The sequence below is a fragment of the Streptomyces sp. NPDC001781 genome (assembly GCF_053596035.1).
In genome coordinates this window covers 44479-67705 of sequence record NZ_JBSFFI010000007.1, presented here as the reverse complement: position 1 = coordinate 67705, position 23227 = coordinate 44479, and the positions used below count along the sequence as shown (strand labels likewise).

The following is a 23227-nucleotide window of genomic DNA, read 5'->3' as shown; positions in this document are numbered from 1 at the left end:
GCGGGACGGGGCGGGGATGGACGCGTACGACGAGGAGCCGGAGGCCCTGAGCGGGCCGGGCGGCCCGGCCGGGGCGCGTCGCGCGGGCGGCCCCGGCACGCCGGGCGAGGACACCGGGGTGGAGGACGCGGGCGGGAACCCGGCTCAGCCTGCCGGACTGGCCGCCCTCTCCCCCCGCTACCGCCTCGTCGCGGGCGGCGCGCTCGTGGCCGTGGCGGCCGTCGCCGCCGTGCACCTGGGCATGGTTTTCCTGAGCCTCGCCCCCGCCAACACCGTGAGCAAGCGGCACACCAAGGCGGTGGAGGGGTGGGTGTACCCGGAGTTCGAGCAGAACTGGAAGCTGTTCGCACCGAACCCGCTGCAGCAGAACATCGCCGTACAGGTCCGCGCCCAGATCCGTGGCGACGGCGGTGACCTGCGCACGACCGGCTGGACCGACCTGTCGGCCGAGGACGGCGCCGCCATCGACGGCAACCTGCTGCCCAGCCACACCCAGCAGAACGAGCTGCGCCGCGCCTGGGACTTCCTCGGCACCACCCACGGCACCGACAACCGGCCCGTGGGCGTGCGCGGGGCGCTCTCCGAGCAGTACGTGCGCCGCATAGTCGTGCTGCGCCTGCGGCGGGAAGAGGGGCTGGACCGCGCCGGAACCCTCGAGCGCGTGCAGGTGCGTTCCCGCACCGTCAACGTGCCCCCGCCCGAGTGGAGCCGGGAGAAGGTCTCCACCGACCCCGCTTTCCGTGTGCTGCCCTGGTGGACGGTGACCGGTGACGAGACCGAGGAGGGCGCCCGATGAACCGGCTCTCCCGGACCCTCGACAAGGGCGTCGAACGCGTCACCGGCGCCGCCCTCGGCCCGCACCAGAGCGCCGTGATCCGCATCGGGTTCGCCGCGACCTGGCTGCTCTTCCTACTGCGCGAGTTCCCGCACCGCCAGGAGCTGTACGGGCCGGCCGGGCCCTGGAGCTGGAACCTGGCCCACCAGCTCATCGCCGACAACCACGCCTTCACCGTGCTGATGTGGTCCGGCAGCCGGCTCTGGTTCGAGCTCGTCTACCTCCTCGCGGTCCTGGCCAGTGCCATGCTGCTGGTCGGCTGGCGTACCCGGACCGCCGCCGTGCTGTTCATGGTCGGGGTGCTCTCGCTCCAGAACCGCAGCGTGTTCATGGGGGACGGCGGCGACAACGTGCTGCACCTGATGTCCCTCTACCTGGTGCTCACCCGCTGCGGTCAGGTGTGGTCGCTGGACGCGCGCCGGGCCGGGCGCGCGGAGGAGGCACGCGCGCGTGGGGAGCACGTCCCCACCGACCGGGTGGGCCCGGTGCTGTGGGCACTGTCCGGCATGGTGCTGGTCACGGCCGCGGTGACCGGCCGGCTCGCCGGCGGCTGGCTGGTGCCCGCGCTGCTGTGGGCGGCGTGGGCCGGACTCGGCATCTGGTGGACGGCCGGCCGCTGGACGCGGTCACAGCAGCCCCGGCTGCTCCTCGACGTGCTGGCGAACGTGCTCCACAACGCCGGTCTCGCCGTCATCATGGCGGAGGCGTGCCTGATCTACGCCACTGCCGGCTGGTACAAGATCCAGGGTTCGCGCTGGCAGGACGGCACCGCCGTCTACTACCCGCTGCACCTGGACTACTTCTCCCCCTGGCCGGCCCTCGCGGACCTGATGTCCGCCAGCGGCGTCCTCATGACGATCGTGACCTACGGGACGGTCATGGTGCAGGTCGCCTTCCCCTTCACCCTGTTCAACCGGCGGGTGAAGAACGTCCTGCTGGTGCTGATGATGACCGAGCACGCGGTGATCGCCGTCGTCCTCGGGCTGCCCTTCTTCTCGCTGGCGATGATCACGGCGGACGCCGTCTTCCTGCCCACCGCCTTCCTGCTGCTCCTCGGCGGCTGGGCCGCACGCGCGCGTGGACGGCTGACAGGGCGCGGCGGGACCGGCCGGGTGCCCCCGCCCCGCGCCCCGGAGGAGTCCACCGCCGGGCACGTAGGGTTCAGGGCATGACCGACGCCCTGAACCGCTGGCGCGAGCGCGCCGCGGACGCCGTGCTGCTGGACGGCTTCCACGCCCTCAAGCACGCGCTGCGCTTCGGGGCCGAGGTGCCCGTGGCGGTCACCACCGACCGCGGGGCGACGCTCGCCCTCGCCGATGAACTCGCCGGGGACGTCCGCGACCCCCTGGACGCGCTGCTGACCGAGGTGCCCCAGGCGGTCTACGCCTCCTTGGTGCCCCGCCCGCACCCGACCGGCGTGGCCGCGCTCGCCGTACGGCCGGCCCGCGAGGCCAACCTCGGGACGCTGGCCCACCAGCCGCGCACCGCGCCCGTGGTGGTGCTGGACGAGCCGCGCAACCTGGGCAACGCGGGCGCGGTGATCCGGCTGGCCGCCGGCTTCGGCGCGACCGGGGTCGTCACCACCGGCACCCTCGATCCCTGGCACCCCACCGTGGTGCGCGGCGGGGCGGGGCTGCACTTCGCCACCGCCGTGGAGCGCCTCGGTGTCGACGAGCTGCCCGCCGGACCGCTGTTCGCCCTCGACCCCGAGGGCGACGACATCCGGCGGGTCGAACTGCCCGACGACGCGGTGCTGGCTTTCGGCTCGGAGCGCAGCGGGCTCTCGGCGCCGCTGCGGGCCCGCGCCGACCGGCTGCTGGCACTGCCGATGCGGCCGCAGGTCTCCAGTTACAACCTCGCTACCAGTGTGGCCATGACGCTGTACCACTGGAGCCTGCCCACCGCCTGAGCCGCGCCACTACGCCTGCTTGCGGACCTCCACCACACGGAAGCGGTTGGCCACGTACGCGCCGTCGGTGAGGGCCGCGTTCGCCGCCGGGTTCCCGCCGGAGCCGTGGAAGTCGGAGAAGGCGGCGGTCTGGTTGACGTACACCCCGCCGGTCAGGTTCAGGGAGAGCTGGGCGGGCTCCTCCAGGCAGACCTCCTCGACGGCCCGCGCGACCTCCGGGTCGACGGTGTGGGCGCCGACCGTCATGGCGCCCTGCTCGCGGATGGTGCGTCGCAGCAGGTCCATGGCGTCCCCGACCGAGTCGACCGCCACCGCGAAGGACACCGGGCCGAAGCACTCGCCGAGGTAGGCGGCCTCGTCGTCCGGCTTGGCGGCGTCCAGCTTCACGATCACCGGGGTGCGTACCACCGCGTCCGGGAAGTCCGGGTTGGTGATCTCGCGGGAGGCCAGGGCGACTTCGCCGAGCTCGGCGGCGGCCTCCAGGCGGGCCTTCACGTCCGGGTTGACGATGGCGCCCAGCAGGGCGTTGGCCCGGGCGTCGTCCCCGAGGAGGCCGTCGACCGCGCGGGCGAGGCCGGCGGTCACCTCGTCGTAGGACTTGTGGCCTTCGTCGGTGCTGATGCCCTCGCGCGGGATGAGCAGGTTCTGCGGGGTGGTGCACATCTGGCCGCTGTACAGGGAGAGCGAGAAGGCGAGGTTCGCCAGCATGCCCTGGTAGTCGCCGGTGGACTCCACGATCACCGTGTTGACGCCGGCCTTCTCCGTGTAGACCTGCGCCTGGCGGGCGTTGGCCTCCAGCCAGTCGCCGAAGGCGGTGGAGCCGGTGTAGTCGATGATGCGGATCTCGGGGCGGGTGGCGAGGCTCTTCGCGATGCCCTCGCCGGGCCGCTCGGTGGCCAGTGCGACCAGGTTGGGATCGAACCCGGCCTCGGCCAGGACCTCGCGGGCCACCTGGACGGTGAGCGCGAGCGGCAGCACCGCGCGCGGGTGCGGCTTGACCAGGACCGCGTTGCCGGTGGCCAGTGAGGCGAACAGGCCCGGGTAGCCGTTCCACGTCGGGAAGGTGTTGCATCCGATCATCAGGGCGATGCCGCGCGGGACCGGCGTGAAGGTCTTGGTCAGCGCCAGCGGGTCGCGCTTGCCCTGCGGCTTGCTCCACTCCGCTGTTCCGGGTGTGCGGGTCTGCTCCGCGTACGCGTAGGCCACCGCCTCCAGGCCGCGGTCCTGGGCGTGCGGGCCGCCCGCCTGGAACGCCATCATGAACGCCTGGCCGCTGGTGTGCATGACCGCGTGCGCGAACTCGTGCGTCCGGTCGCTGATCCGCTTCAGGATCTCCAGGCAGACCGCCGCGCGGGTCTCCGCACCCGCGTCGCGCCAGGCGGCCTGCCCGGCGCGCATCGCGGGGAGCAGTACGTCGGGGTCGGCGTGCGGGTAGCTCACGCCCAGCTCGATGCCGTACGGCGAGACCTCGCCGGCCACCCAGTCGTCCGTGCCGGGCTGGTCCAGGTCCAGGCGGGTGCCGAGGAGCGCGTCGAAGGCGGCCTTGCCGGCGCCCGCGTCCAGGCTGCCGTGCTCGCCGTACGCCTTGGGGTGCTCGGGGTGCGGGGACCAGTACGCGCGGGTACGGATCACCTCGAGGGCCTGGTCGAGGGTGGGGCGGTGCTTGGCGATCAGCTCGTGTGCGGTCGGTCGGGCGGTCATCCGGGACCAACTCCTCGTCTGCGTGAACTCGTCGTCGAGCTCTTGACCTGGGCGTTTGGAGAGACGGCAGGGTTGCGGCGGGCGCGGCCCGCGGAGCCTTCCGCCGGACGGTGGTGGGCCGCGGGCGGTCAGGGCTAGAGTAACCGAACGATCGGTCGGGACAAGGGGGTCCGCCGCATCTGTGGACAACGTCGTGCGGGAGGATCGCGCACATGACAGCTATCGACCTCAGCAGCCCCGTGGCCGTGGTCGGCACCGGAACCATGGGCCAGGGCATCGCCCAGGTCGCGCTGACCGCCGGCCACCCCGTCCTGCTCCACGACGCGCTGCCCGGCCGGGCGCGGGAGGCCGCCGAGGCCATCGGCGCCCGCCTGGACCGGCTCGTGGCCAAGGGCCGGCTCGGCGCGGACGAACGGGACGCGGCGCGCGCCCGGCTCACCCCCGTCGAGAACCTCGATGAGCTGGCCGACTGCGCGCTGGTCGTGGAAGCGGTGCTGGAGCGGCTCGACGTCAAGCAGGAGCTGTTCCGCGAGCTGGAGGGAATCGTCTCCGAGGACTGCCTGCTCGCCACCAACACCTCCTCCCTGTCGGTGACCGCCGTCGGCGGCGCGCTCGCCTTCCCGGGCCGCTTCCTTGGCCTGCACTTCTTCAACCCCGCCCCGCTGCTGCCCCTGGTGGAGGTCGTCTCCGGACACGCCACCGACGTCACGTCCGTCACCCGCGCGTACGAGACCGCCCGTGCCTGGGGCAAGAGTCCGGTGGCCTGCGCGGACACCCCCGGCTTCATCGTCAACCGGATCGCCCGGCCCTTCTACGCCGAGGCGTTCGCCGTGCTGGAGGCCCAGGGCGCCGACCCGGCCACCATCGACGCGGTACTGCGCGAGAGCGGGGGCTTCCGCATGGGCGCCTTCGAACTGACCGATCTCATCGGGCAGGACGTCAACGAATCCGTCACCCACTCGGTCTGGAACTCCTTCTTCCAGGACGTCCGTTTCACCCCGTCGCTCGCCCAGCGCCGCCTGGTGGAGTCCGGTCGGCTCGGCCGCAAGAGCGGCCAGGGCTGGTTCGATTACGCGGAGGACGCCGAGCGTCCCGAGCCGCACACCGCCGAGAAGGAGAAGCCGCCGGCGCACGTCACCGTCGAGGGCGACCTCGGACCGGCCGCCGGGCTGCTCCCGCTGATCCGCGAGGCGGGCATCGCCGTGCACGAGGAGGACGAGGACCAGGGCAGCCGGCTGGCCCTGCCGAGCGGCGGCCAACTGGTCCTCGCCGACGGCCAGACCGCCGTGGAGTTCCGGGACGTCGTCTACTTCGACCTCGCCCTCGACTACCGCGCCGCGACCCGGATCGCGCTCTCCGCCTCCCAGGACACCTCCGCGCGCACCCTCGCCGAGGCCGTCGGCCTCTTCCAGGCGCTCGGCAAGGACGTCAGCGTCATCGGGGACGTGCCCGGCATGATCGTCGCCCGCACCGTGGCCCGGATCGTCGACCTCGCGCACGACGCCGTGGCCAAGGGCGTGGCCACCGAGGAGGACGTCGACACGGCGATGCGCCTGGGCGTCAACTACCCCCTCGGCCCCTTCGAGTGGAGTCGCAGGCTCGGCCGGAGCTGGGCCTACGAGCTGCTGGACGACCTGCACCTGCGCGACCCCTCCGGCCGGTACGCGCCGTCCCTCGCGCTCTACCGCCACGCCTACGCCACCGACAAGCGGGAGGGCACCTCATGACCGCCGCCAGGCGCGACACCTACACCCCCGAGACCCTGCTCTCGGTCGCGGTGGGGGTCTTCAACGAGCGCGGCTACGACGGCACCTCCATGGAGCACCTCTCGCGGGCCGCGGGCATCTCCAAGTCCTCGATCTACCACCACGTCAGCGGCAAGGAGGAACTGCTGCGCCGGGCCGTCAGCCGGGCGCTGGACGGGCTGTTCGCCATCCTCGACGAGGAGCACGCGCGCGTGGGACGGCCGGTGGACCGGCTGGAGCACGTCGTTCGGCGCATGGTCGAGGTGCTCATAGCCGAGCTGCCCTATGTGACGCTGCTCCTGCGCGTCCGGGGCAACACCGAGGCGGAGCGCTGGGCGCTGGAGCGGCGCCGGGACTTCGACCACCGGGTGGCCGACCTGCTGCGGGCGGCCGCCGAGGACGGGGACGTGCGCGGTGACGTGGAGGTCCGGCTGGCGACCCGGCTGGTCTTCGGAATGATCAACTCGATCGTGGAGTGGTACCGGCCCGACACGCGGGGGGCCAGTGGGCGCGAGGTGGCCGACGCGGTGGTGCGGCTGGTCTTCGCGGGGCTGCGCGGGGAGTAGGGGTCACGCGTCCGGCTCCAGGTCCTCCTCCTCGAACACCAGCAGCGTGCGGGTGCCGAGCACCTCGGGGATCGACTGGAGCCGGGTGAGCACCAGCTCGCGCAGGGCCCTGTTGTCCGGCGTGTGCACCAGCAGCAGTACGTCGAAGTCGCCGCCCACCAGCGCCATGTGGGACGCGCCGGGCAGGCGGCGGAGCTGTTCGCGCACCGTGCGCCAGGTGTTCTGGACGATGTTGAGCGTGATGTACGCCGAGGTGCCGTGGCCTGCCCGCTCGTGGTCCACGCGGGCGCCGAAGCCCCGGATCACCCCGTCCTCGACCAGCCGGTTGATCCGCGCGTAGGCGTTGGCGCGGGAGACGTGGACCCGCTCGGCGACCGAGCGTATGGAGGCGCGGCCGTCCGCCTGGAGGATCTTGAGGATGTCCTGATCTATGGCGTCCAGCGGGCGGGGCGGGGGCGCGCCGTTCGCCTCCACCGCCTGGGCCATTTGTTCAGGTGTCATGTCCCCCCGCTTCATCGCTGTGGACGTCCTGCATTCATTCCAGGCTGTGCAAAACCGTTTGTCCACAGCCTGAGGGGGCCGGTAGCCAAAATGCGCCGACGACCGAACAATCGGTAGGTGAGACGGGTCACAGTCGGCCCGCCTCTCGTAGCCGCTCCCACGAGGAGGTGCCGTCATGACGGTCATGGAGCAGCGGGGCGCGTACCGGCCATCGCCGCCGCCCGCCTGGCAGCCCCGCACGGACCCCGCGCCGCTGCTGCCCGACGCCGAGCCCTATCGCGTCCTCGGCACCGACACGGCCGCCAAGGCAGACCCGGAGTTGTTGCGCCGGCTCTACGCCCAGGTGGTCCGCGGCCGCCGTTACAACACGCAGGCGACCGCGCTCACCAAGCAGGGCCGGCTCGCCGTGTACCCCTCCAGCACCGGACAGGAGGCGTGCGAGGTCGCCGCCGCCCTGGCGCTGGAGGAACGCGACTGGCTCTTCCCCAGCTACCGCGACACCCTCGCCGTGGTCGCCAGGGGGGTCGACCCGGTGCAGACGCTCACCCTGCTGCGCGGCGACTGGCACAACGGCTACGACCCGCACACCCACCGTGTCGCCCCGCTCAGTACACCGCTCGCCACCCAGTTGCCGCACGCCGTGGGCCTCGCGCACGCCGCGCGGCTCAAGGGGGACGACGTGGTCGCGCTCGCCATGGTCGGCGACGGCGGCACCAGCGAGGGCGACTTCCACGAGGCGCTGAACTTCGCCGCCGTCTGGCAGGCCCCGGTCGTCTTCCTGGTGCAGAACAACGGCTTCGCCATCTCGGTCCCGCTCGCCAAGCAGACCGCCGCCCCCTCCCTCGCCCACAAGGCGGTCGGGTACGGCATGCCGGGCCGCCTGGTCGACGGCAACGACGCGGTCGCGGTGCACGAGGTGCTCGGTGACGCGGTGCGGCGCGCCCGCGCGGGTGGCGGCCCCACCCTGGTCGAGGCGGTGACGTACCGCGTGGAGGCGCACACCAACGCCGACGACGCGACCCGCTACCGCGAGGACGACGAGGTCGAGGCGTGGCGGCGGCACGACCCGGTCCAGCTTCTGGAACGCGAGCTGACCTCGCGCGGCCTGCTCGACGGGGCGGCGATCGACGCGGTCCGGCAGGACGCCGAGGCGATGGCCGCCGACCTGCGGGAGCGCATGAACCAGGACCCCCGGCTCGACCCGATGGACCTCTTCGACCACGTCTACGCCGAGCCCACCGCGCAGCTCCGTGAGCAGCGCGCGCTGCTCGAGACCGAGCTGGCCGCCGAACAGCACGACCAGGAAGGCGACCCGCGATGACCACCGTCGCCGTCAAGCCCGCCACCATGGCGCAGGCCCTCACCCGCGCGATGCGCGACGCGATGGCAGCCGATCCCGCCGTCCATGTCATGGGCGAGGACGTCGGCACCCTCGGCGGCGTCTTCCGGGTCACCGACGGGCTCGCCGCCGAGTTCGGCGACGACCGCTGCACGGACACCCCGCTGGCCGAGGCCGGCATCCTCGGCGCCGCCGTGGGCATGGCCATGTACGGCCTCAGGCCCGTGGTGGAGATGCAGTTCGACGCGTTCGCCTACCCGGCGTTCGAGCAGTTGATCAGCCACGTCTCCCGGATGCGCAACCGCACGCGGGGCCGCATGCCCCTGCCGATCACGGTCCGCGTCCCCTACGGCGGCGGCATCGGCGGCGTCGAGCACCACAGCGACTCGTCCGAGGCGTACTACATGGCCACCCCCGGCCTGCACGTCGTCACCCCGGCCACGGTCGCCGACGCCTACGGGCTGCTGCGGCAGGCCATCGCCTCCGACGACCCCGTGGTGTTCCTGGAGCCCAAGCGGCTCTACTGGTCCAAGGACGCCTGGAACGCCGAGCACCCCACCGAGGTGGAGCCCATCGGACGCGCGGTCGTCCGGCGCCCCGGCACCAGCGCCACCCTGATCACCTACGGGCCCTCCCTGCCGGTGTGCATGGAGGCCGCCGAGGCCGCCCGTGCCGAGGGCTGGGACCTGGAGGTCGTCGACCTGCGCTCGCTGGTGCCCTTCGACGACGAGACGGTGTGCGCCTCCGTCCGGCGCACCGGCCGCGCGGTCGTCGTGCACGAGTCCACCGGGTTCGGCGGGCCCGGCGGCGAGATCGCCGCCCGGATCACCGAGCGCTGCTTCCACCGTCTGGAGGCACCGGTGCTGCGCGTGGCCGGGTTCGACCTGCCCTATCCGCCGCCGATGCTGGAGCGGCACCACCTGCCCGGTGTCGACCGTGTGCTGGACGCGGTGGCCCGTCTCCAGTGGGAGGCGGAGAACTGATGGCCCAGGTACTGGAGTTCAAGCTGCCCGACCTCGGCGAGGGGCTCACCGAGGCGGAGATCGTGCGCTGGCTGGTGGCCGTCGGTGACGTGGTCGCCGTCGACCAGCCGGTCGTCGAGGTCGAGACGGCCAAGGCGATGGTGGAGGTCCCCTGCCCCTACGGCGGCGTGGTCACTGCCCGCTACGGCGAGGAGGGTACCGAACTGCCCGTGGGCGCACCGCTGATCACGGTCGCGGTCGGCTCCCCCGACTCCGTCGGACCGGCCGGGGAGCCCGCCGCCGAGGCCGAGGGCTCGGGGAACGTCCTGGTCGGCTACGGCACCCAGGCGCCCGCCCGCCGCCGACGCCGGGTGCGAACCCAGCTCACCGCGGCCAACGGCACCGCGCCGGCCGCCCAGGCACCGGCCGCCCCGGCACCGGCACCGGCCACACCGGTTCACACCACCCCGGCCACACCCGCCACGACCACACCGGTGCCCCCCGCCACGCAGGGCCCCGTCCCGGTCATCTCCCCCCTCGTCCGCAAGCTCGCCCGCGACAACGGCGTCGACCTGCGCGCCCTGCGCGGCACCGGCCCGGACGGTCTCATCCTGCGCGCCGACGTCGAAGCGGCCCTACGCGTCGAGGCCGCCGAGCCCCCGGCAGCCGCGGCCCCCGCCCTGGTCGCCCAGGCCGAAGCCACCCGCATCCCCCTCAAGGGCCTGCGCGGGGCCGTCGCCGAGAAGCTGAGCCGCAGCCGCCGGGAGATCCCGGACGCCACCTGCTGGGTCGACGCCGACGCGACCGAACTCCTGCGCGCGCGGACCGCGATGAACACCGCGGGGGGCCCGAAGATCTCCCTGGTGGCCCTGCTCGCCCGTATCTGCGCCGCGGCCCTCGCGCGGTTCCCGGAGCTGAACTCCTACGTCGACACCGAGGCCCGCGAGGTCGTCCAACTGCGGGGCGTGCATCTGGGATTCGCCGCACAGACCGAGCGTGGGCTGGTGGTGCCCGTGGTGCGGGACGCGCACACCCGGGACGCCGAGTCGCTGACCGCCGAGTTCGCCCGGCTCACCGAAGCCGCCCGCGCCGGACGGCTGACGCCGGGTGAACTCACCGGCGGGACCTTCACGCTGAACAACTACGGCGTCTTCGGGGTCGACGGCTCCACCCCGATCGTCAACCACCCCGAGGCCGCCATGCTCGGCGTCGGCCGCATCGTCCCCAAGCCGTGGGTGCACGAGGGCGAACTGGCCGTACGTCAGGTCGTGCAGCTCTCGCTCACCTTCGACCACCGGGTCTGCGACGGCGGCACGGCGGGCGGCTTCCTCCGGTACGTGGCGGACTGCGTGGAACAGCCGGCCGTACTGCTGCGCACCGTGTGAGCCCGGCCGCCCGGTGCCCGCCGGGCGGCGTCCGCCCCCGAGGGCCCACCAGCCATACTCGAGGAGTGACCGACAACGCCCCGGCCGGCCCCTCGCCGGCCGCATCCTCCGGGTCCGGCGGTTCCGGTCCGGCGACCGGCTCCCCGTACGACGCCGTCGTGCTGGCCGGTGGCGGGGCCCGGCGGCTCGGCGGGGCCGACAAGCCGGGTGTCCGGGTCGGCGGCCGGGCGCTGCTCGACCGGGTGCTGGACGCCTGCGCGGACGCGGCCACCACCGTGGTCGTGGCCGGCCCCCGTCCCACTGCCCGGCCGGTGCGCTGGGCGCGCGAGGAGCCGGCCGGCGGCGGACCCGTCGCCGCGCTCGACGCGGGGCTGCGGCTCACCACGGCCGAGTACACGGTGGTGCTCTCCGCCGACCTGCCGTTCCTCGGCGCGGACACCGTGCACCGACTGCTGGCCGCCCTGCGGGCAGGCCATGCCGACGGGGCGATACTCACCGACGGCGACGGCCGCGACCAGCCACTGGTGGCCGCGTACCGCACCGCCTCCCTGCGCGGCGCCCTCGCGGACCTCGCCACCACCGAGCGGGCCGAGCGGGCCGAGCCGGCCGAGCGCGCCCGGCACACCGGGAACGGCGGCCTGACCGGGCTGCCTCTGCGCCGTCTGACCGGCGCCCTGCGCCTGACCCGGCTCACCGACCCGCTGGCCTCCTTCGACTGCGACACCTGGGAGGACATCGCCCGCGCCAGGGCACGGATCAGGGAGCATGGGCACGTGCTGAACGAATGGATCACCGCAGTCAAGGACGAGCTGGGCATCGAGCTCGACGTCGACACCCGCGTCCTCCTGGACGCCGCCCGCGACGTCGCCCACGGTGTGGAACGCCCCGCCGCCCCGCTCACCACCTTCCTGGTCGGCTACGCCGCCGCCCGGGGCAAGGGCGACCCCGCGTCCGTCGCCGAGGCGGCCGCCAAGGTCGCCGACCTGGCCAACCGCTGGGAAGCCGAGCACAGCGGGGGCGGGGCCGCCCCGGACGCCGGATGACCGCCTCCGGCACCCAGTCGGGACCGCACGCCGGCCGCGGCGACGCCGACGATCTCGACGTGGAAGAGGCCCTGGCCCTCGTCCGCGCACCCAAGAGCGACCCCGCCGCCGACCAGCCGGGCCGCCCCGACCGCCCCGACCCCGCAGACCGGCCGGGCCGCCCCGACCGGGCCGGGCACGCACACCCCCAGCACCACGCCATCCCCTGGCCCGAGGCCCGTGACACCGCGGCCCGAGCCGCCCGCCGGGCCACACGGCGCCCACCTGTCTCCGTCGCCCTGGGCGACGCCCTCGGCCTGGTCCTCGCGGCCCCCCTGGACGCGCTCAGCGACCTGCCCTCCTTCGACACCTCCGCGATGGACGGCTGGGCCGTCGCCGGCCCCGGCCCCTGGCGGATCCGCGACGGCGGAGTGCTCGCCGGGCACGCGCCTCCCGAGCCGCTCACCGACGGCGAGGCGGTCCGGATCGCCACCGGCGCCCGCGTACCCGCCGGCGTCACCGCCGTCCTGCGCAGCGAGCACGGCCGCACCGGCCCCCAGGACCGGCTGCACGCCACCGGCGATACGAGCCACGGCCAGGACATCCGCCCCCGCGGCCAGGAGTGCCGCCGCGGCGACCAGTTGCTGCCCACCGGCACCCTGATCACCCCGGCCGTACTGGGCCTCGCCGCGGCGGCCGGGTACGACACCCTCACCGTGGTCCCGCGCCCGCGCGCCGAGGTCATCGTCCTCGGCGACGAACTCCTCACCGAGGGGCTGCCGCACGACGGGCTGATCCGGGACGCGCTCGGCCCGATGCTGGCGCCGTGGCTGCGCGCGCTCGGTGCCGAGGTCATCGCCGTCCGCAGGCTGGGCGACGACGCCAAGGCGCTGCGCCGGGCGATCACCACCTCACGCGCCGACCTGATCGTCACCACCGGGGGCACCGCCGCCGGACCCGTGGACCACGTCCATCCCACCCTGGAGCGGCTCGGCGCCGAACTCCTCGTCGACGGCGTCGCCGTGCGCCCCGGCCACCCCATGCTGCTGGCCCGCACCAAGGCGGACCAGCATCTCGTCGGGCTGCCCGGCAACCCGCTCGCGGCCGTCTCCGGGCTGCTCACCCTGGCCGAGCCGCTGCTGCGCGTGCTGGCCGCCCACCCGGCGCCCGAGGCGTACCGGATGCCGCTCAGGGAAGCGGTGCAGGGGCACGCTCGCGACACCCGGCTCGTTCCGGTCGTGCTGCGCGGGGAGCGGGCCGTACCGCTGCACTACAGCGGGCCCGCCATGCTGCGCGGGATCGCCACCGCCGACGCGCTGGCCGTCGTCCCGCCGGGCGGGGCAGGACAGGACGCCGGACTGGAACTGCTGGACCTGCCGTGGGACACGGCCGGGATCGGGGTGTGTTTCACGTGAAACTTCCGGGCCACGACGCCATAGCCCGCCAGGCCGGCGAGCATCTGGTGCCCTCGCGGGTGAAGCTCCCGAGGAAGGCGGTGGAACGCCCCATCCGCCAGGTCGCCAAGCGCCTGGTGATGGCGCTGATGGTGCTGGTGACCACCGCGTTCGTCGTCTACGCCGACCGCAGCGGCTACCGCGACAACTCCGACGGTCCCGTCGACCTGCTCGACGCGTTCTACTACGCGACGGTCACCCTCTCCACCACCGGGTACGGCGACATCACCCCGGTGAGCGACGGTGCCCGGCTCATCAACATCCTCGTCATCACCCCGCTGCGCGTGCTCTTCCTGATCATCCTGGTCGGCACCACGCTGGAGGTCCTCACCGAACGCACCCGTGAGGAGTGGCGGCTCAATCGCTGGAGGTCCACCTTGCGCGACCACACCGTGGTCATCGGCTTCGGCACGAAGGGGCGTTCGGCGATCCAGACCGTCTGCGCCACCGGGCTGAAGAAGGAACAGGTCGTCGTGGTCGACCCCAGCTCGAAGGCGATCGAGGCGGCCACCGCCGAGGGGTACGCGGGCGTCACCGGCGACGCGACCCGCAGCGAGGTGCTGCGGCGCGCAGAGCTGCACAAGGCGCGGCAGATCATCATCGCCCCGCAGCGTGACGACACCGCCGTGCTCGTCACTCTGACGGCGCGCCAGCTCAACCGGGGCGCCAAGATCGTGGCCGCCGTGCGCGAGGAGGAGAACGCCCCGCTGCTCAAGCAGTCCGGCGCCGACGCGGTCATCACCAGCTCCGGAGCCGCGGGCCGGCTGCTCGGCCTCTCCGTGCTCAGCCCCGCCGCCGGCATGGTGATGGAGGACCTCATCCAGCAGGGCAGCGGCCTGGACATCGTGGACCGCCCGGTGGTCCGTGCCGAGGTGGGCCGCCGCCCGCGCGACACCGAGGACCTCGTGGTGAGCGTCGTCCGGGGCCACCGGGTGCTCGGCTACGACGACCCGGCCGTGGGGGAGTTGCAGCTCACCGACCGGCTGATCACCATCGTCCGGGCCACTCCCACCGCGCATGTCACCCCGCACGCCCGTCCACTGCCGGGCGACTGAGCGGGCCGCCGGGACCGCGGCGCGGCCGGGGAGTAGCGTCGCGGGCATGCATGCGATCACGATTTCCGAACCCGGCGGGCCCGAGAACCTGACCTGGACCGAGGTGCCCGATCCGGTGCCCGGCGAGGGCGAGGTGCTGGTCGAGGTGGTGGCCAGCGCCGTCAACCGGGCCGACATCATGCAGCGCCAGGGCTACTACGACCCGCCGCCCGGTGCCTCCGCCTACCCCGGTCTGGAGTGCTCCGGCCGGATCGCCGCGCTCGGCCCCGGTGTCTCCGGCTGGTCCGTGGGCGACGAGGTGTGCGCGCTGCTCGCGGGCGGCGGTTACGCGCAGAAGGTCGTCGTCCCGGCCGGGCAACTGCTGCCCGTGCCCGAGGGCATCGACCTGAAGCAGGCGGCGGCGCTGCCCGAGGTGGCCTCCACGGTCTGGTCCAACGTCTTCATGCTGGCCCACCTCCGGCCCGGCGAACTGCTGCTGGTGCACGGTGGTTCCAGCGGCATCGGCACCATGGCGGTCCAGCTGGCCAAGGCCGTCGGGGCGAGGGTCGCGGTGACCGCCGGGACCAAGGAGAAGCTGGACTTCTGTGCCGAGCTGGGCGCGGACATCCTGATCAACTACCGCGACCAGGACTTCGTCGCCGAGATCGAGCAGGCCACGGACGGCAAGGGCGCCGACGTCATCCTCGACAACATGGGCGCCAAGTACCTGGGCCGCAACGTCGAGACGCTGGCCGTCAACGGACGCCTGATGATCATCGGGATGCAGGGCGGCATCAAGGGCGAGCTGAACATCGGTCTGCTGCTGGGCAAGCGCGGCGCGGTCAGCGCGACCTCGCTGCGGGCCCGTCCGCTGAGCGAGAAGGCGGCCATCGTGGCGGCCGTACGCGAGCACGTCTGGCCGCTGATCGTGTCGGGCGTCGTGCGTCCCGTCGTCGACCGAGAGGTGCCGATGACGGACGCGGCCGAGGGACACCGCGTGGTGGAGGACAGCGGCCACATCGGCAAGGTGCTGCTGGTCGCGCCCTGAGCCCCGTCCCCGGAGCGCCCCTCAGGTACGGCGGATGCGCAGGCCCAGCCTGGCCAGCGCGATCCCGAGGCCCAGCAGGACCAGTCCGCTGCCCAGGGGAAGGACCCGCGGCGCCTGCGCGGTGGCGTCCTCCCCCTGGCGTACGGCGGCGGGCCGCGAGGCCGGGGCCGGGGTGAGGGTCGGTGTGGGCGCGGCGGGACTGTCGGCGGTCTCCGGCTCCTCCGGGTAGGCGGCCTGCGGGGTGGTGGGCGTGACGCTGCCCGACGGGTCCTGGGCCGGGTCGGGCGGCTCGGGCCGCCCGGGCCGCATCCGCCCCTCCCCGCCCCGGCTCCCGGCCCGCGCCGGCTTGGAGACGGTGGGGGACGGTGAGGCGGTGTCGGCAGCGTTCCGGGCCCGCACGGCGGGTGCGGAGGAGCGGCCGGACGGGGTGGGCGAACCCGGAGGGGCGCTCTGGACGCCGTACGCGGCCGTGGTGCCGTACACGGGCGTGGCCGTCGTCGCCAGGACGAGCAGCACCCGCACCAGGGGGAGCGTGAGTCGCAGCCATGGAGTCACGTCGGTGACCTCCGGGGAAACGCCGGGCAAGAAGGAATCCAGCCTCACATCCGCCGGTGCACCCGGCATTTCGGGCTGGGCCGTCGGGGTCGGGACGGCCCGGATCACCGGCGTGCGGGGGTGTGGCGGTGAGGGGGTGGGCGGGTGCGAGAGAATGACGGTATGGAGATGCCGAGGAACGAACGGTCGCCCGAGAACCCCCAGATCCTCGTCGTGGGCCAGGACGGGATGGCGCTCGGTGGCGACACGGACGGGGGCTCCCGCGAGATCCCGGTGACGGACCAGGTGGAGCAGCCGGCGAAGGTCATGCGGATCGGCAGCATGATCAAGCAGTTGCTGGAGGAGGTGCGCGCCGCCCCTCTGGACGAGGCGAGCCGGGTCCGGCTGAAGGAGATCCACGCCAGCTCGGTCAAGGAGCTGGAGGACGGCCTCGCGCCTGAGCTGGTGGCGGAGCTGGAGCGGCTGTCGCTGCCGTTCGCCGACGAGGCGACGCCGAGCGATGCCGAGCTGCGGATCGCCCAGGCCCAGCTGGTCGGCTGGCTGGAGGGCCTCTTCCACGGCATCCAGACCACGCTGTTCGCCCAGCAGATGGCCGCCCGCGCCCAGTTGGAGCAGATGCGCCGTGCGCTGCCGCCGGGCAGTGTCCCGGAGGGCGCCGAGGAGCAGCACACCGGCGGCCGCTCGGGCGGGCCGTACCTGTAGTCCAGGGAACCCGTGAAGGGCCCGGCGGAAACCGTCCGCCGGGCCCTTCGCGTGGGACGCCTACTGCGGCGGCTCGCCCGTGGAGACGCTCAGCGACACCTCGCCCAGGTTCTTCGGGTCGACGTCCGTGCCCGGCGCGGGAAACTGGTCGAGGACCGTTCCGTCGCCCCAGGTGTTGTTGTCTTCCTTCTTCACCTTGTACTGCCAGCTCGCGGCCTGGAAGCACGCCTTCACGGAGTCGATGTTCTTGTACCGGAAGTCGGGCAGCCGGATCTTCTTCTCGTCGTCGTACGACTCCTGCGGCTCGGTGCACTCGGTGTCGTCGATGGTGCGCGAGGTGTCCGGACCCCGGTAGCCGGCGGCGTGCGAGGACGTGGAGGCGCTGGGGGAGCCGCCGTCCCCCGTGGTGTCGTCCTTCTTGTTCATGTTCAGTGCGATCAGCAGGCCCGCGATCAGCACCACGGCCACCGCGGCCGAGCCGATCAGCACCGGCTTGTTGTTCCGGCCGCCGCTCCCCGAGGCGGGCACGCTGGTCGGCGGCTGGGACCCGTAGGCGGGCTGTGTCGGGTAGCCGCCCTGCTGGGAGTAGCCCTGCTGCGGGTAGCCGTAGGACGGGGGCGGGGTGCCGTAGGGGTTCGGCGTCGGCTGGTAGGGCTGCTGCAGCTGGCCGGGGTGGGGCTGCGGGGCGGTGTGGTCGATCGGCGGGAACACCGCCGAACCCACGCCCGAGCCGCTCTGCGCAGGACCGGTGCCCGGCACGATGCTGGGCGCCGACTGCTGGAGCGAGGCGGCCACCCGAAGGCACTCCTCGCGCATCGCCTCGGCGGTGGGGAAGCGTTCGTTGGGGTTCTTCCTCAGTGCGCGGGCCACCAGGGCGTCCACCGCCGGGGGCAGCGCGCGGTTGATCGAGGAGGGCGCGACCGGCTCCTCCTGGACGTGCGCGTAGGCGATGGCCAGCGGCGAGTCCGCGTCGAACGGCAGCCGGCCGGTGACGAGCTGGAACAGCATGATGCCGACCGAGTACAGGTCGGAGCGGGCGTCCACCCCGCGGCCGAGGGCCTGCTCGGGGGAGAGGTACTGCGGGGTGCCCACGACCATGCCGGTCTGCGTCATCGAGGTGACCCCGGACTGCATGGCCCGCGCGATGCCGAAGTCCATCACCTTGACCACCCCGCGCTTGGTGGTCATCACGTTGCCCGGCTTGATGTCCCGGTGGACCAGCCCCTTCTCGTGGCTGATCTCCAGCGCGGCCAGCACGTCCGCGGTGATCCTCAGGGCCTTGTCGGCGGGCATCGCGCCGAACTGCCGTACGTCGTCGGCGAGCACGGAGCCGAGCGGGCGGCCCTCCACGTACTCCATGACGATGTAGGGCATGCCGTCCGCTTCGTCCTCGCCGGTGTCGAAGACGGAGACGATGTTGGTGTGCGTGAGCTTGGCCACGGCCTGGGCCTCGCGGCGGAACCGCTCGCGGAACGCCTGCTCCCGGCCCAGATCGGTGTGCAGGGTCTTGATGGCCACCTGGCGGTCCAGCACCGAGTCGTGGGCCAGGTGCACGGCGGCCATGCCGCCCTCGCCGAGCAGGTCCTGGAGCCGGTAGCGGCCGCCGGCCAGTGCCCGCCCCGTGTACCGGCCGCCCTGTGCGCCGTCCTGGCTCATCGTTCCGTGTCCCCCACTGGCCCGTCGGAGCCGTCATCGACCGGACACGCGCCGCGTGGCGCCCGCCTTGATCGAATGTGTCATTCCCGGCCAAGTCTGCCTGAGGGCACGGACACGTCAAGCCCGGTGCCCGTTCCGTGACCGTACGCGAAAGAAGCGTCGCGCAAGCGTTACAGCCGGCATACGACCGGTGCACGGAATTTGCACGACGGCCTGTGCTGCGGGTTTCATGGCCGGTCCGTCCTGGGCCCGTCCCGGTGCCGGATCGGGACCGGCGGCCACCGGCGAGGCTGTAGCGTGGCCGACGGAGTCCGTATCAACACCGCGCGCACCGCGGGCAGAAACGACGGCGAGGACCGATGGCACAGACGCACGGCGCCCAAGGCCCGTCCGACCCCCAGGCGGCGGCCGGCGGCGGCATGGCCGAGGCGCCGGAGAACTGGGGCAACGGCGGACTCGTCGGCGACGGCCGCTACCGGCTCACCCACCGGCTCGGCCGGGGCGGCATGGCCGAGGTGTTCGCGGCCGAGGACGTCCGGCTCGGCCGTACGGTCGCGGTCAAGCTGCTGCGCGCCGACCTCGCCGAGGACCCGACCTCCAAGGCACGCTTCACGCGCGAGGCCCAGTCGGTGGCCGGGCTCAACCACCACTCGATCGTCGCCGTGTACGACTCCGGCGAGGACCAGGTGAACGGCCAGGCCGTGCCGTACATCGTGATGGAGCTGGTGGAGGGCCGGACCATCCGCGAGCTGCTGGTCGACGCGGACGCGCCGGGCCCCGAGCAGGCCCTGATCATCGTCTCGGGCGTGCTGGACGCGCTCGCCTACTCGCACCAGCACGGCATCGTGCACCGCGACATCAAGCCCGCCAACGTCATCATCACCGACAACGGCGCGGTCAAGGTGATGGACTTCGGCATCGCCCGCGCCCTGCACGGCGCTTCCACGACGATGACCCAGACCGGCATGGTCATGGGCACCCCGCAGTACCTCTCCCCCGAGCAGGCGCTCGGCAAGGCTGTCGACCACCGCTCCGACCTGTACGCGACCGGCTGCCTGCTCTACGAGCTCCTCGCGCTGCGGCCCCCCTTCACCGGCGAGACCCCGCTGTCGGTGGTCTACCAGCACGTCCAGGACATGCCGGTGCCCCCCTCGCAGGTCACCGCCGGCTGCCCGCCCGAGCTGGACGGCCTGGTCATGCGGTCCCTCGCCAAGGAACCGGACGACCGCTTCCAGACGGCCGAGGAGATGCGCGGCCTGATCCAGTACGGCCTGCAGATGCTGTACGACCAGGGCGGCCACTCCGGCACCTGGAACACCGGCCCGGTGGACGCCGCCGCGGGTGCGCCGACCCCGCCCGGCGGGTATGCGGGCACCACCGTGATGCCCCAGTCCGGCGGCTACGGCGGCGGCACCACGCAGATCCCGCAGCCGATCCTGCCCGGCGGGTACGGGGGCGGCGACGACGGCGGCTTCGAGGGCCACGGCAACAAGGGCAGCGGCAGGGGCAAGCTGTGGGTGCTGGCCGCGCTCGCCGTGGTCGCGGTCGTGGCCGGTGTGGCGCTCGCGCTGAACAACACCGGCGGCACCGAGGGCAAGGACACCAAGCCGACCCCGACGCAGTCCCGGACGCACAAGGACGAGAAGGCGTCCCCGAAGCCCACCGACGACACCACCAAGGAGCCGACGGACGACCCGGCCACCCAGGGCGGCTCGGGCGGCTGGAGCAACGGCTCGGACTACACCCCGTCCTACCAGCCGACGGACCCCGGCACGGCCGAGCCGACGGACGAGCCGACCGGCCAGCAGACCTCGGACCAGCCGAGCGCCCCGCAGACCTCGCCGCCCGCCACGGGCGACACGGCCGGCGGCGGGACGGACGCGGGCACCACGGACGGCACGGGCAACGCCGGCGGCACCGACCAGGGCTCCACGGCCGGGGCCGGCGGCACGGACGCCGGTGCGGCGGCCGGCGCGGACGCGGCCGGCGCCACCGGCACTTGAATGCCGACCCCGCCGGCCCCTGCAACGGGCCCGGACGGGCCGGCCGGCAGCTGACCGCTCTCGCGGCGGTCAGCTCGTGAAGGCGTCGCACACCGCGTCGTACTCCCGCGTCCACCACACCGCGAGCGCGGAGGCGGCCGGGAACTGGCAGTCGGCGCGGGTGTCACCGCGCTCGTAGTGCCAGCGCAGCATCCAGAAGTCGTTCAGGCGCTCCCACCACACCCGGTGCACGGCCGCCGCCAGCTCCGAGGGGGTGGCGCGCGCCGCGCGCCGGTACGCCCGCGCGTACGCCCGCGCCTTGGGCAGGTCCAGCATCCCCGCGGGCCGTACGAAGAAGATCGCGGCCGCGCGTACGGCCTCCTCGGCGCGGGGCTGGACCCCGAGGCGGTCCCAGTCGACGATGGCGGCCGGGCTGCCGCCCCGGTAGAGCAGGTTGAACGGATGGAAGTCGCCGTGCACCCACCCCACCGGGCCGCCGGGCGGCGGGCGGCGGTGCGTGTGCTGCTCCAGCAGCGACCGGCGTTCCAGCAGCCGGTGGCGGGCCAGGTCGTCGAAGGCGTCGGCCGGTCTGTGGCGGTGGACGTGGCCCAGCAGCTCGTCGATGAGGGCGAAGGTGTCGGCCGGGTCGGCGCTCTCCACGGGGTGCGGGCTCGTGGCCGGGCGGGTGCGCCCCTTGGGCGGCATCACACGTTCCAGGCAGGCGTGCACGGCGCCCAGCAGCGCGCCCAGGCGCGCGCTCTCGGAGCGGGTGAGCTGGCCGCCGTGCAGATGCCCGCCGTCGACCCAGGGATGCAGGGCGTAGGCGTGACCGCCGACGACCGCGACCGTACGGCCCTCGCGGTGGGTGAGCGGCGGGACGGCCGGGACTCCCACCTCGGCGAGGCGCTGGGTGGCCAGATGGCGGCGCTCGATGGCGTCGGGGTCGGCCGTGTCGGGGTCGAAGTGGTGCTTGAGGAAATATCGGCCCCGCGTGGTGCGCACCCGGAAGCCCCGGTTGAGCAGTCCTTGGTCGACCGGCTCGCAGGCGAGGGCCGCACCCGCTCCGTACAGGGGTAACAAGGTGCCCAGCGGGGGCGCGTGGGGCACGACGGGTGATGTACGAAGGCGCTGCACCCGCCGATGCTAGGGCACGCAAAGCCCCCGTGAGCTGGGGGTTGTCACAGGAAGTCGTCGGCGGTCGCATTCGGTCACCCGAAGCGCCCCGGTGAACGTCCCGCTGTTCCGCCGGAGCGAAATTCGCGCGCGGTGCGAAAGAAATGCCGGACCGGCCCCGATGACGCGCCGGGACTCTTCCTTTGAGCTGGGTGCGCGGGATAACGTGCCGTTGCTCCGGCCTCCTGCAAGGCTGTGACCAGGGAACTTCCCGGCCTTGTCGATTTACTTGGAAATCCAAGCAAAATCGCAGGTCAGGAGGGGTTTCACAGAAATGTGGAGCACTGGGTAACGTTAAAAGCCGCAGGCGCTCGCCGGGGCACCTGTCACGCCTGTTCCCGGCCGAGCGGCACCCACCCCGTGCCCGGTGGTCGAGAAGAGGTGGCCGCTCCCCCGGCTCCGACCGGGCAAGGGGGAACTCAGGCTCACCGGCAACCCCGTGGGCCGGAACGACGGAGGAGCACACGTGACCGTGGAGAGCAGTGCCGCGCGCAAGCCGCGACGCAGCGCCGCAGGCAAGGCCGGTACCGCCGGTACCGGGCGCAGCACCCGCAGCACCGCGAAGCAGGGCACCGAGCCGGAGCTGGTGCAGCTCCTGACGCCGGAGGGCAAGCGGGTCAAGAACGCCGAGTTCGACGCCTACGTCGCCGGCATCACCCCCGACGAGCTGCGCGGTCTGTACCGCGACATGGTGCTCACCCGCCGCTTCGACGCGGAGGCGACCGCCCTCCAGCGCCAGGGCGAGCTGGGTCTGTGGGCCTCGCTGCTCGGCCAGGAGGCCGCCCAGATCGGCTCCGGCCGCGCCACCCGTGAGGACGACTACGTCTTCCCGACCTACCGCGAGCACGGCGTCGCCTGGTGCCGGGGGGTCGACCCGACCAACCTGCTCGGCATGTTCCGGGGTGTGAACAACGGCGGCTGGGACCCCAACAGCAACAACTTCCACCTGTACACGATCGTCATCGGCTCGCAGACGCTGCACGCCACCGGCTACGCGATGGGCGTGGCCAAGGACGGTGCCGACTCGGCCGTGATCGCCTACTTCGGCGACGGCGCGTCCAGCCAGGGCGACGTGGCGGAGTCGTTCACCTTCTCCGCGGTCTACAACGCCCCGGTCGTGTTCTTCTGCCAGAACAACCAGTGGGCGATCTCCGAGCCCACCGAGAAGCAGACCCGCGTCCCGCTCTACCAGCGCGCCCAGGGCTACGGCTTCCCCGGCGTCCGGGTCGACGGCAACGACGTGCTGGCCTGCCTCGCCGTGACCCGCTGGGCGCTGGAGCGCGCCCGCAACGGCGAGGGCCCGACCCTGGTCGAGGCGTTCACCTACCGGATGGGCGCCCACACCACCTCCGACGACCCCACCCGCTACCGGCACGACGACGAGCGTGTCGCCTGGGAGGCGAAGGACCCGATCCTGCGCCTGCGGGCCTACCTGGAGTCCTCGAAGCACGCGGACGACGGATTCTTCACGGAACTGGAGAACGAGTCCGAGGCGCTGGGCAGGCGAGTGCGGGAGGCGGTCCGCGCCATGCCGGACCCGGACCGCTTCGCCATCTTCGAGAACGTGTACGCGGACGGGCACGCGCTCGTCGACGAGGAGCGCGCCCAGTTCGCCGCCTACCAGGCGTCGTTCGCGGACGCCGAGGGGGGCAACTGAC

20 protein-coding genes are annotated in these 23227 nt (G+C 73.3%); 15 read left to right on the top strand and 5 right to left on the bottom strand.

Going from position 1 to position 23227, the window contains the following annotated elements; all coding sequences use genetic code 11:
- Positions 1-16 precede the first annotated feature (16 nt).
- The 3 genes from ACWCV3_RS08820 to ACWCV3_RS08810 are packed head-to-tail and all read left to right on the top strand — an operon-like array spanning position 17 to position 2744.
- Positions 17-796 carry a DUF5819 family protein gene (locus ACWCV3_RS08820; RefSeq protein WP_451220916.1) on the top strand — a complete coding sequence of 260 codons (780 nt, stop codon included), beginning with the start codon at positions 17-19 and terminating at the stop codon, positions 794-796.
- On the top strand, positions 793-2007 hold the full coding sequence (locus tag ACWCV3_RS08815; protein ID WP_451220497.1) for an HTTM domain-containing protein: 1215 nt from the start codon (positions 793-795) through the stop codon (positions 2005-2007). Before ACWCV3_RS08820 ends, ACWCV3_RS08815 begins: the two co-directional genes overlap by 4 nt.
- Entirely contained in the window at positions 2004-2744 is a 741-nt protein-coding gene (locus ACWCV3_RS08810) for a TrmH family RNA methyltransferase (RefSeq protein WP_451220495.1), read from the top strand. Before ACWCV3_RS08815 ends, ACWCV3_RS08810 begins: the two co-directional genes overlap by 4 nt.
- A gap of 9 nt (positions 2745-2753) precedes the next feature.
- On the opposite strand, the gene paaN is transcribed toward ACWCV3_RS08810, so the two are convergent.
- A complete protein-coding gene (paaN, locus tag ACWCV3_RS08805; protein ID WP_451220492.1) occupies positions 2754-4445 on the bottom strand; it encodes a phenylacetic acid degradation protein PaaN in 1692 nt (563 codons plus the stop codon).
- Between the two features lie 212 nt (positions 4446-4657).
- Between paaN and ACWCV3_RS08800 the strand changes: the two genes are divergently transcribed.
- Positions 4658-6172, top strand: a complete 1515-nt coding sequence (locus ACWCV3_RS08800; protein WP_451220489.1) for a 3-hydroxyacyl-CoA dehydrogenase — start codon at positions 4658-4660, stop codon at positions 6170-6172.
- On the top strand, positions 6169-6756 hold the full coding sequence (locus tag ACWCV3_RS08795) for a TetR/AcrR family transcriptional regulator (RefSeq protein WP_451220486.1): 588 nt from the start codon (positions 6169-6171) through the stop codon (positions 6754-6756). Before ACWCV3_RS08800 ends, ACWCV3_RS08795 begins: the two co-directional genes overlap by 4 nt.
- Before the next feature lie 3 nt (positions 6757-6759).
- On the opposite strand, the gene ACWCV3_RS08790 is transcribed toward ACWCV3_RS08795, so the two are convergent.
- A complete protein-coding gene (locus ACWCV3_RS08790; RefSeq protein ID WP_373310032.1) occupies positions 6760-7257 on the bottom strand; it encodes an Lrp/AsnC family transcriptional regulator in 498 nt (165 codons plus the stop codon).
- A gap of 175 nt (positions 7258-7432) precedes the next feature.
- On the opposite strand from ACWCV3_RS08790, the gene pdhA (ACWCV3_RS08785) reads away from it, so the two are divergent.
- The 7 genes from pdhA (ACWCV3_RS08785) (at position 7433) to ACWCV3_RS08755 (ending at position 15501) form a co-directional block, all read left to right on the top strand.
- Positions 7433-8578 (top strand): pyruvate dehydrogenase (acetyl-transferring) E1 component subunit alpha, encoded by a 1146-nt coding sequence (pdhA, locus tag ACWCV3_RS08785; RefSeq protein WP_451220483.1) that lies wholly within the window; start codon positions 7433-7435, stop codon positions 8576-8578.
- A complete protein-coding gene (locus tag ACWCV3_RS08780; RefSeq protein WP_451220480.1) occupies positions 8575-9579 on the top strand; it encodes an alpha-ketoacid dehydrogenase subunit beta in 1005 nt (334 codons plus the stop codon). The genes pdhA (ACWCV3_RS08785) and ACWCV3_RS08780 overlap by 4 nt, the downstream gene beginning before the upstream one ends.
- On the top strand, positions 9579-10943 hold the full coding sequence (locus ACWCV3_RS08775; RefSeq protein ID WP_451220477.1) for a dihydrolipoamide acetyltransferase family protein: 1365 nt from the start codon (positions 9579-9581) through the stop codon (positions 10941-10943). The genes ACWCV3_RS08780 and ACWCV3_RS08775 overlap by 1 nt, the downstream gene beginning before the upstream one ends.
- A 65-nt stretch (positions 10944-11008) precedes the next feature.
- On the top strand, positions 11009-11986 hold the full coding sequence (locus ACWCV3_RS08770; RefSeq protein ID WP_451220474.1) for an NTP transferase domain-containing protein: 978 nt from the start codon (positions 11009-11011) through the stop codon (positions 11984-11986).
- The gene (locus ACWCV3_RS08765) at positions 11983-13380 is read left to right on the top strand and encodes a molybdopterin molybdotransferase MoeA (protein ID WP_451220471.1); all 1398 of its coding nucleotides are present in this window, start codon (positions 11983-11985) and stop codon (positions 13378-13380) included. Before ACWCV3_RS08770 ends, ACWCV3_RS08765 begins: the two co-directional genes overlap by 4 nt.
- Entirely contained in the window at positions 13377-14474 is a 1098-nt protein-coding gene (locus ACWCV3_RS08760; protein ID WP_451220468.1) for a potassium channel family protein, read from the top strand. The genes ACWCV3_RS08765 and ACWCV3_RS08760 overlap by 4 nt, the downstream gene beginning before the upstream one ends.
- A 46-nt stretch (positions 14475-14520) precedes the next feature.
- A complete protein-coding gene (locus tag ACWCV3_RS08755; RefSeq protein WP_451220465.1) occupies positions 14521-15501 on the top strand; it encodes an NAD(P)H-quinone oxidoreductase in 981 nt (326 codons plus the stop codon).
- Between the two features lie 21 nt (positions 15502-15522).
- On the opposite strand, the gene ACWCV3_RS08750 is transcribed toward ACWCV3_RS08755, so the two are convergent.
- Entirely contained in the window at positions 15523-16086 is a 564-nt protein-coding gene (locus tag ACWCV3_RS08750; protein WP_451220462.1) for a hypothetical protein, read from the bottom strand.
- Positions 16087-16218: 132 nt separating this feature from the next.
- Here ACWCV3_RS08750 and ACWCV3_RS08745 point away from each other — a divergent pair, with 132 nt between their 5' ends.
- Positions 16219-16758, top strand: a complete 540-nt coding sequence (locus ACWCV3_RS08745; protein WP_451220459.1) for a bacterial proteasome activator family protein — start codon at positions 16219-16221, stop codon at positions 16756-16758.
- A 60-nt stretch (positions 16759-16818) separates the two neighbouring features.
- On the opposite strand, the gene ACWCV3_RS08740 is transcribed toward ACWCV3_RS08745, so the two are convergent.
- Positions 16819-18414, bottom strand: a complete 1596-nt coding sequence (locus tag ACWCV3_RS08740; RefSeq protein ID WP_451220456.1) for a protein kinase domain-containing protein — start codon at positions 18412-18414, stop codon at positions 16819-16821.
- 359 nt (positions 18415-18773) lie between these two features.
- Between ACWCV3_RS08740 and ACWCV3_RS08735 the strand changes: the two genes are divergently transcribed.
- The gene (locus ACWCV3_RS08735) at positions 18774-20417 is read left to right on the top strand and encodes a protein kinase domain-containing protein (protein WP_451220454.1); all 1644 of its coding nucleotides are present in this window, start codon (positions 18774-18776) and stop codon (positions 20415-20417) included.
- A gap of 69 nt (positions 20418-20486) precedes the next feature.
- Here the strand turns inward: ACWCV3_RS08735 and ACWCV3_RS08730 are convergent, their stop codons facing one another.
- Positions 20487-21503, bottom strand: coding sequence for a phosphotransferase (locus ACWCV3_RS08730; protein WP_451220451.1), 1017 nt, complete (start codon positions 21501-21503; stop codon positions 20487-20489).
- Between the two features lie 532 nt (positions 21504-22035).
- Between ACWCV3_RS08730 and pdhA (ACWCV3_RS08725) the strand changes: the two genes are divergently transcribed.
- Complete coding sequence (gene pdhA, locus ACWCV3_RS08725) at positions 22036-23226, top strand: pyruvate dehydrogenase (acetyl-transferring) E1 component subunit alpha (protein ID WP_451220448.1); 1191 nt, start codon at positions 22036-22038, stop codon at positions 23224-23226.
- Position 23227: the final 1 nt, after the last annotated feature.